9 protein-coding genes and 1 pseudogene are annotated in these 9637 nt (G+C 47.0%); 1 reads left to right on the forward strand and 9 read right to left on the reverse strand.

What is annotated here, in order from left to right:
* The 9 genes from tnpA to BLR50_RS13945 form a co-directional block, all read right to left on the reverse strand.
* A partial coding sequence (tnpA, locus tag BLR50_RS13905; RefSeq protein ID WP_143008118.1) for an IS200/IS605 family transposase occupies window positions 1-208 on the reverse strand: 208 nt, incomplete at its 3' end.
* A 278-nt stretch (window positions 209-486) separates the two neighbouring features.
* Window positions 487-1704 (reverse strand): MFS transporter, encoded by a 1218-nt coding sequence (locus tag BLR50_RS13910; RefSeq protein ID WP_205408719.1) that lies wholly within the window; start codon window positions 1702-1704, stop codon window positions 487-489.
* A 99-nt stretch (window positions 1705-1803) separates the two neighbouring features.
* Entirely contained in the window at window positions 1804-2799 is a 996-nt protein-coding gene (locus BLR50_RS13915; protein WP_092643673.1) for an MBL fold metallo-hydrolase, read from the reverse strand.
* 93 nt (window positions 2800-2892) lie between these two features.
* A complete protein-coding gene (locus tag BLR50_RS13920) occupies window positions 2893-3333 on the reverse strand; it encodes an RbsD/FucU family protein (RefSeq protein ID WP_092643676.1) in 441 nt (146 codons plus the stop codon).
* Between the two features lie 157 nt (window positions 3334-3490).
* Window positions 3491-4906 (reverse strand): L-fucose/L-arabinose isomerase family protein, encoded by a 1416-nt coding sequence (locus BLR50_RS13925; protein WP_092643679.1) that lies wholly within the window; start codon window positions 4904-4906, stop codon window positions 3491-3493.
* Between the two features lie 108 nt (window positions 4907-5014).
* On the reverse strand, window positions 5015-5998 hold the full coding sequence (locus BLR50_RS13930; protein ID WP_162840458.1) for an ABC transporter permease: 984 nt from the start codon (window positions 5996-5998) through the stop codon (window positions 5015-5017).
* Window positions 5979-7502, reverse strand: a complete 1524-nt coding sequence (locus BLR50_RS13935) for a sugar ABC transporter ATP-binding protein (protein ID WP_092643685.1) — start codon at window positions 7500-7502, stop codon at window positions 5979-5981. The genes BLR50_RS13930 and BLR50_RS13935 overlap by 20 nt, the downstream gene beginning before the upstream one ends.
* A 173-nt stretch (window positions 7503-7675) precedes the next feature.
* On the reverse strand, window positions 7676-8815 hold the full coding sequence (locus tag BLR50_RS13940; protein WP_092643688.1) for a substrate-binding domain-containing protein: 1140 nt from the start codon (window positions 8813-8815) through the stop codon (window positions 7676-7678).
* A 61-nt stretch (window positions 8816-8876) separates the two neighbouring features.
* Entirely contained in the window at window positions 8877-9449 is a 573-nt protein-coding gene (locus BLR50_RS13945) for an FGGY-family carbohydrate kinase (RefSeq protein WP_242871777.1), read from the reverse strand.
* Between BLR50_RS13945 and BLR50_RS14610 the strand changes: the two are divergent.
* A pseudogene (locus BLR50_RS14610) lies at window positions 9330-9637 on the forward strand (transposase); the annotation flags it as partial. The gene BLR50_RS13945 and the pseudogene BLR50_RS14610 sit on opposite strands and share 120 nt — an antisense overlap.

Raw genomic sequence — 9637 nt, forward strand, 5'->3', positions numbered from 1 at the left:
GTGGTATGCTTACCATCATGTGTATATGGTCGCGGCATGCCTGTGCCTCTATTATTTCCACCCCTTTTTGTTCGCATAATTTCCTAAGTATCTGCCCTATATCCACCTTGATTTGTCCATATATTTCTTGTCGTCTATACTTCGGTGCAAATACTATATGATATTTACATCTCCATTTCGAATGTGTTAAACTATTTATGTCATCCATTGACATGTCCTCCTTTGTTTTTTGATGCGGTTGGTGAACCTTCATCATTCTATCACTGGAGGACCTCTTTTCGCTATAAGCGTTCTAATTCCACCAGCAGAGCTGGTGGTTTTTTGCGCTGAAGCTACAATGAAAACCTCCAATTCCAAAGAACTGGAGGTTAATTGATTGCTTTAAACAGAACTGAAACGCAGAGCATTATCTAGTACAGGCTTACTTGCGTAATTTTTATTAAAGCTTTATATTGTCTTACGACTTAGCTTTAAAGGTCGGCTAATTTAATAACCTTTTTTTGAAAGGCCACAGGAAACAAAGAGGCAAACAGTACTCATTAGGATTCCAGCAATATATAAATACCATACCGTATCGTAACTGCCAAACTGTTCGGATAAAAAACCTGTAAGATAATTACCTATAGCTCCCCCCATGGATGTGACAGCCATAATTATACTGTAGTTGCCAGAGAAATTTTGTCGGCCATAAAGCGATTGCGTTAAAAAAGGGGCCGGTATAGACATATTCGCATAGGCAAAGGCAAAGGCAACCACAAATAAACATGTAAATATTATGCTATATCTGCTGGTAAGCATAAGAACCAGCGAGAGTACTATAGAGCCGCCGATAATCCATACGGAATTTGTCGCACCGGCCTTATCAAAAGCAGCGCCCATAATAATCTTTGCGAAGGTATTAATTAATAAGATGGCAGAAACAGCGCTTGCCGCAAAAGCTGACGAATAATTGGCTCCAGTAAGATAAATCATTAAATAGGGCTGTACTCCCGAACCAATGACTAAAATCAATAAAAGCCCTAACATTAAGAAATAGAATGACGGGCTGCGCAAAGCTGATGCGGTTTGCTTTGTCTCCTCCTGTATATGGGGTGAAACCGCCTGAGTATCGTTGGGCTTTTCCTGAATAAGCAGTACCGCAGCCAAAACCATTACAGTAGCAATAATCGCCTGAGTAAAGTACCCCCAGCGCCAATTATACTGCTGAATCATCAGATTGATAATCGGCAACACGATTGCTCCCACAATGCCTGCGCCCGAGGCAGCCATTCCCATCGCCTTACCGTTACTCGCATGAAACCAATCATTGATAAGCGAATTTATCACGACATAACCGATACCCGGCAAACAAAGGCCAAGACCTACTGAGCATACATACATCTGCCATAAGCTATTGGACAGGCCGAACAGCAGCTTAATCAGAACAAAACTCATTCCAGAAAAAAGAACAATCTGCCTGTTCGAAAACTTCTTCAGTAGAACCGGTATCAGTAATATAAAGGGAATTGATACAAATGAGGTAATTGAAGCGGTGGCTGAAAACGCACTTACACTCACCCCCAGAGCTTTACTTACCGGTGCATAAAAGGCGACATTACTGTTTGCACTAATTCCAATATTAACCCCTGAAAGCAAAAAGCCGGCAATTACAATCCATATTTTAAATCGGTTATCAGATATTAATTTATTCATTGTTTGTATCAAAACAGGGAACCAAAGATGATTCCCTGTTTTTTAATCTCTTTTTCGTTTACTTGTCATTCAATTTTTGTGTAGTGTTATAAAGATACCTGCCACAATAAATCATTTGTCCCAGATCCGGTTAAGATAATAGCAAACGCGGCATCCATTTTTCTCAAGCTGGCGGTCAAAAATTCCGTCTTCCGTCAATTTGCGCATCAGACAGAAGCAAGCCTTACCTCCATTGAGCTCCAGATGCTTTTCATAACCGGCCTCTCTGAGGAGAGGCTCAAGGCTGTCGAGATGTGGGGCCCGGCGCGCGAATACCAGCTTGCCGTCCTTGCTCGAAATCGAGGCTCTGCGGTCGGCATAGGGGACATAAAACTCCACGCCTTCATTTTCGTGGCCGTCTAGGATATACTCCAGTGTGGCGTAGTATTTGTCGACATAGCTCGCATCGTGAATACCGTTTCCGGCACAGAGCAGATCATAGGAATCACGGAACGACATCCAGCGTTTCACGTTGCGGTAGGATTGTTCTACCGAGATACGGCTGTCGAAAAAATTACCGTTGAGTTCATCACCGCAGAACAGAATGCGCTGCTTGCGATCAAGAAACTGCAGTGAACCGCTTCGGTGCTCTTCAATGTTGAATACCTGAAGCTCGCGGCCTTTAAGGTTGACAACATCGCCATCTTTAAGAAACACGACGGGATAATCGTTTGGGATGTCCATGCCCGCGAACTCGCCGAACGGTTCACACCGGCCTTCATAGCTCTTTTCAGACATGTAGACAACATCAAAAAGGTAGTTATTGAGGGTATGATCAAAATGGTTGTGTGTATTAAACATGCGATAGAGCGGCTTGTTTGACAGTGTCTGACAAAACGCGCGAATATTGCCCGCTCCCATGCCGCTGTCAATGGCGATAATCTCATCGTCTCCTTCAATAACATAGGTATAGTCGCCATCGCTCAATACCTGCCAGGTGCCTGGGGCAATTTCTTTGGCTTTGAAATACGGCTCATCCATCGGTTGGATGTTGCCCTCTTCATCTTCAATAAGAATACCGTGGAGTGAAGAAAGATTGAGCGGTTTCATATTCTTTTTCCAATTCATATAACCAAGCCTCCAATTCACAAAATTATAACGGTTTTTATAACGAATTCTCCGTATACAAAGCCTCACAGCTATGCCGTGAGAATTTTACTCTCAACGGATGCCTTTCTGCAGGATAATGCAGCCGAAATTCTCAACCTCTCCGGTCGCTAACACTGCAAACGACTTGCGCGCTAAATCATAGAACGGGAAACGTCCTACATAGGTCATTGTCGCCGCGGCCTTCGGGTCGTACTTTTCTATAATTGTGCGGTATTGCTCCGACATTTTGGTTGGCAGTATCTTGCCGCTCTCATCCTCCCGGCCCATAACCGTTACCGAACTTGCTGTCCACTCGTCAAGCGGCAGCAACTGCAGAATAGCGTCGAGCAGTACGGTGGATGATACGCCGTCCGCGCGCAACTGGCGGTTTGTCTTCGCCATAGAGGCCGCCGCAAAATAAGCGTCGCCAAGTGTGATTGTATCGCCATGTCCCATCTCCGCAAGCGTTTCAAGTAGTGCTGGAGAAAGCACCATAGGAATTCCTTTCAGCATGAATTTGCTCCTTTTCCCCCTGTATCAATCGGTCGGGGATGATATCTATTTTATACTTATTCCAATTATCAAATCTCTAAAAAGTAAAGTAAGAAGCTAGATTTTATGGCTCTTTGCAAAGATAGATTTTCAAGAAGGTTTTAATAAAAGATTAGGATTACCTGTGGCGGTATACCTCGGCACCAAGATAGGTCGAGAATGCCTCGGCAAGTGCATCCGCAACATGACCACGAACATAGCAGACATGGTGTTCAAAACCATTCTTGCAGATATAGTCCATCAATCCCTGCAGGTTTCTAACATGGCAGCCGGCTACGCCACCCTTGGTTGGAATCGGCTCGGCAGTAAACTCTCCCTCTCCAACGTAGGCCTTTAGCACACCACGGGTGTCGTCAGTGGTGAGCCGTACAAAGGTCATTGGCCCTGCACCTACCTGCCCCTTGCAGGCACCAAAGCAGCGGTCCTTCCCCAGGGTACTGCCTAGCACATCAAGGCATTCAATCTCAAGGTCTGGATTCTCAAAAAAGCTCTTTGGAAAATTCGAGCAGTGCAGCGAGATGCAACGATTGCGATCGTCGCGGATGTTGTTGTTCCAGTCCATCAGTGCCGCGGGTGCCTTGGCCGCTAGGTGAGCCGCCAGCATGCTGACTGCACCAAGCACATCGCTCTCGCAGGCGCTGGGCTTGCCCTTCTCGCCTAACATGCTCATTGCCAGACAGGTAGCGCAGCCATAGTTGTTCTCAACACTATCCCAGCACTGCACCGTGCTGGCCTGACACTGCAAGCGATCAACGGCCTCCTCGATGGCCAGGCAAAGCTTTGCCTGTTTGATAATCTTGGCATCTCCAATTTCGGCAGGGATACGGCCGTAGGCGCGAATCTCGGCCTCTTTTGCAGTTATCTTCTCTTCGTCAGCATAGTTTTGAGCCGCGAAGATAATCTCAGACATATCCACTGTCTGCACGCTAATCTTGTGGGCTTGCAGGATCTTCTCGGAATAGCGTACGGTGTTGAATGCAACCGGACGTGCGCCTAGCATGGCAATGCGTGAACCGCGCAAACCAGTAACTATGCGGCAGACTGCAGCAAAGCGCTCAAGGTCAGCCGTGAATTCCAAACTATCAATGTTGCAGGTGTGCAGCGTCGTATTGGTGAATGGGATATTTCTCTGATACAGATTGTTGCACAGGCTGATTTTGCCACAAAAGGCATCACGACGATTAGCCATATCGAGACTATCGAAGTTATCGTCGCATGCCTGAACGAGCACAGGCACATTAAGGTTTGCCAAATCGATGGTCTCCACGACGCCAAGCTCCTCGCCAAAGTTCGGCAGGACTGCTATGATACCGCTAATATCGCTTGCGTGTGCTTTGAATAGCGCGGCACAGGTTTTAGCCTCATCGAAGGTCATCACAGCGCCGTACTGGGTATCCTGCTCGCTGACCATCACATAGCCATAACCGAGCTCATTGAGCTTATTGACAATCTGCTCCCGTGCGGTTTTGACCAAATGAGAGGGGAAGAAACTACGCGTAGTCACAATCACACCGAAAGTTTGTTTGTTTTTCATTCGTGTCGCTCCTTTTAGTAATTCATGTAAGTATCCGTGTGTCGATAAACTTGACCGCATGGGGACCCTATATTTAGATATTTTTGATGCTCAGCGTCTTTTGGGACGTTAGTTTTCTTTGTTGGCATAGTTGCTCATGATAAGGGCAACCAACAGAATAAGGCCCTTAACGATATTGATTGCGTAATAGGGGAATGACAGAGCATACAAGCCGTTTTCAACAACACCTATCAGGGCTGCACCAACAAAGGTGCCGACTGCGTTGGGCTTGTTGCGTCCCCCCATAGCAGCGCCGATATTCACGGCAGCAATCGCAGGCATAAGGAATGAGCCTCCGACTCCAGCGGCGACTGTACCAGCACGGGAGGCAATGAGTATGCCGCCGATACCAGAAAATACTGCAGTCATAATGAAAGCCAGCGTGCGGTAAAAGTTGACCTTAACGCCAGAGAGACGTGCCGCTTCGGCGTTTGAGCCGACCATATAGAGAAACCTGCCATGCTTGGTTTGATGTTGAAACAACTCTACAAGAATGATGCAGATCAACATAATGATAATGATCAGCGGTGCTTTACCAAGACGGTTGAACAGGTCTGGGATTGCCATCATGATAGTCTTGCCTGCAGGTGCAACCTTCGGATTGATGACCGAGCCTCCAGAGTAGGTCAACTCAATACCGTCGAGGATGAACATCATGCCCAATGTAGCGAGAAAGGCCGGAATATGGGTCTTTATAACTAAGAAGGCGTTAATACCACCTATCGCGGCACAGGCCAGAAGTGTCAACAGAATAGCAAATGGCATCGGGATGTTGTCCCACGCCATAAATGTAATGCTGAAAGCCGCAGCAATAGTTGCAATGGAGCCAAACGACAAGTCGAACACACCTGCCGCAAAGCCGAAGGTCGCCCCTAGTGCAATAATTGTGGTAATCGAGATTGCGCGAAGGATTGTAATCATGTTTGCCCAGGAGAAAAAGACTGATTTCGCTGTAAAGGAAAAAATAATAAAAGACAAGAAAATGGCAACCAGAGCACCCCATTCAGTCAAAAAGCGCCCAACCGAGAAACTTTTAGTTTTGTTCTGCATCATTTTTTCCTCCTGTTGAATAGAATAAAAGTTCTGCTTCATTGGTATCAGCAGTAACCAGTTCTTTCTGAATGCGTCCACTGTACATGACATAAACACGGTCAGTCAAACTCATAATCTCAGCCTGCTCGCTCGAGGCGTAGATGATACCCTTTCCCTTGCGTGCGAGATCGACAATCAATTTGTAGACCTCAGCCTTAGCTCCAACGTCAATACCCTTAGTAGGTTCATCAAAGATATAGATTTCAGCACCGGAGTCAAGCCATTTGCCAATCGTGACTTTCTGCTGATTGCCGCCTGAAAGCAGACCAACCCGTTGGCGGATTGACGGTGTTTTTATCTTTAAATCTGCCACTTTAGTATCGGCAGCCCTGCTTTCACTCTTATGATTAAGTAAAGAGAGAATGCGTGCGTGATTTTTAAGTGTGGCGAGCGACAGGTTTTCCATTACTGATTCACCTACGACGATTCCTTCCTTACGCCGCTCCTCAGGGATAAAGGCCATACCCGCTTTAACTGCAGCGGCAGGGGTGTCTGCGCGTACCTTTTTATCATTAATGAGGATTGTGCCCTGCTGCCGGCCAAAGGCACCAAACAGCGTCTTGCACAGCTCGGTTTTACCGGCACCTACTAGCCCGGATAAGCCGACAATCTCGCCACTTCTAACATTCAGGCAGATATCCTGAACGCGGTTTTCGTTGTCGGCAAGATTCTTTATATTAAGTAGTACACCGCCGATTGCACGGCCGCTTTTATCAATCGCCTCGTTGTAGACGCGTCCGAGCATCAACTCGACAATATCAGGGATTGTTGTCTTTTCGTCCAGTTCAAATGTCTTGATAAGCTGACCGTCCCTCAGCACTGTAATACTATCACAGATTTCAAACAGCTCGTTGAGGCGGTGAGAGATAAAGATAACACCGATTCCCTTGTCTCGAAGCCGACGCACCAGTTCAAATAGGTTCTTGGTTTCTTCAACGCTGAGCGGTGCAGTAGGCTCATCAAGAATCAAAAATTTGCAGTGTCCCAACATCGCACGTGCAATGACAACAATTTGTTTCTGAGCAAGACTCAATGCCGACACTAGCTGCTTTGTGTCAAGAGATACATGCAGATTCTCCAGCGTCTTTGCAGCTTCAGTGTGCAGGTGATTCCAGTCGATAACGCCACCTTTACCCAGACCGTAAACCAGATACTCCATCATCACATTCTCGCCAACCGAGAGATTTGGAACCAATGCAGTATCAACTTCCTGGTATACTATCTCGATACCAAGTCTCTTGGCATCACTGGGGGAGCGAATCTCTACTGGTACACCATCGAGCTCAATCTGCCCGGTATACTGGGCATTAACACCGGAAAGAACCTTCATCAACGTGCTTTTGCCGGCGCCATTGGCTCCGACGAGTGCCTTGACCCGTCCACCCTCAAAGTCGCAGTCAACATGCTGCAAAGCCTTGACGCCGGGAAATTCCACCGAGATGTCCTCCATGATGATTTTGCTCATTCTGACACTCCTTCCATAGTTTATACTTACCTCGATAATAGAACCTCAAAAATCAAGCGAAGGCTGTATTTATGGGCTTATTCGAAGGCTTTATAGAAAAGTCTTAATGAGAAATTAATATTAAAGAGGAGCAGGGCAGACGGCAAACCGCCCGCCCCGTCCATATAGAATCTTTATTTTGCGAATTTTGCCCGCAGATCCTTAATCTCTTTAGTATTGAAATCTTCCGTGGAACCAAAGTTGGGAAAGTACTTATTCAGAGTCTTCATCGTGTCGCTGGCGGTAAGCTTATCGCTGGTAACGGCAACAGCAGACAGCGCATAGGTCTCAGGGGTCTCAACGCCGAGCGTCTTAAGCACAGCCAGACGGACATCAACGGTGCCTATAACGTACGGGTCAACACAGGCACAGCAGATATATTGAGGAACTTTAACGAGACGCTGAATCTCGGTATCGGAGATATCAACTGCGGAAATCAGCATCTCATTGCGGCCCGCATCATTGATTGCATCAACCGCACCATCAAGAAATGCTGAACTAGCAGCCCATATGCCATTTACTTGTCCGGCAGGATACTTGGTAAGATCAGTACTAATAGCTGTATTAACGTCACTATATGTGTCACCACCCAATTTCGGCGATATGATATCCACAACCTTCAATTTGCCAGCTTTTTCATACTCTTCTATTACCGCATGACGGGTGTCAAATGGAACAATCATGCCCAGTATATTTATTTCGATGATATTGATAGGCTCGGTGGCGCCTTTGGCCTTTGCTTTTTCGATCAAAGCGTCCAAAGAAAGCTTGGCCAGTGACTTGTCATCCTGCGAGGTGTAGGTTACACCGTCGACATGGTCACCGCCGCAGTCGAAGCCAACAACTTTGATGCCCTGGGCAACTGCACGAGAAACGAGATCCTTCTGATAGCCTTCATTGGCGTGGGAGATAATCCAGATTTTGTAGTCCTTCTGAAGTGCCTGCTCCATCAGGTCCTGCATCTTAACGTCATCGCCATCAGCGGAGAAGGTGTCAACCGAATAGCCAAGCGCTTCGCCCTCGGCTACGCACCCTGCGAAGAACTGCACAGTGTGGTCGGAGTTTTGAAGCTGACGAATAACTGCAATCTTGCCGGAGGCTCCCGCCGAACCGTCGGCAGCTTCGCTACTTGCTACAGCCTGACTGACCGCAGAAGCACCGCTTGCCTCAGCGGATGAGTCAGAAGAACTGGAAGTAGGAGCGCTGGAACCGCCGCAGGCGGTAAGGCTAAGCGCCATTACCATTGCCAATGCAAATGCAAAAAGTTTTTTCATGTTTCGTCTCCCTTTTCATTATTGTATCTTTAGAGCCAAGAGGCTCCTAGATCTGAAATTCTTAGGCTTGCACCGCATGCACGGCTTGCTCCCAGCCACGCAACAGCTCTTCTCGCTTCAACGCATCCATCATCGGTGTATAACGATTTTTTCTTAGCTTTGATGCAGCCTCTGCTGCGTTGAACAACCCAAGCGACTGCCCCGCCACAAAACCAGCACCAGCCCCGCTTAGCTCCTCTGTGGCACTGGCCAGCAGTGGTACGTTCAGCAAATCACACTGAAACTGCATCAGGTAGTTATCGCGAGTTGCACCACCATCGGCCCGCAGATCAGTAAGCTTCAGGCCGCTCGCCTTTGTGAGCGTTTTTATCACTGCATCAATTTGGAAGGCAATTGCCTGTTCTGCTGCCTTGACGAGTTCAGCCTTGCCGGTCGTGCGGCTCATGCCATAAAAGCATGCTCGTGCGCCACTGTTCCAATAGGGAGCCCCAAGGCCGCTGAAGGCAGGAACAAGATAGCATACCGCTGGTTTCTGGGGTACGGATTGGAAGACAAAATACCGGATGCCAGCGTAATATGGCAGAATCGAATCAGAAGATTCAACGGAACGGATATTCCCAGAAGAATCTTTAATGAGATATTGCGTCAGGCAATGGAACATAAGCTTGTAGACGGTAAAATTCTCTACAGCGACAGTACCCATTTAAAAGCAAACGCCAACAAAAACAAGTATACGGAAGAAACAGCGAATGTTGAAAGCCAGTTATATATTGAAGACTTGAACAAAGCGGTAAACGAGGACAGAGCAAAGCATGGAAAGAA

The organism is Acetanaerobacterium elongatum, from assembly GCF_900103835.1.
Classification (GTDB): Bacteria; Bacillota; Clostridia; order Oscillospirales; family Ruminococcaceae; genus Acetanaerobacterium; species Acetanaerobacterium elongatum.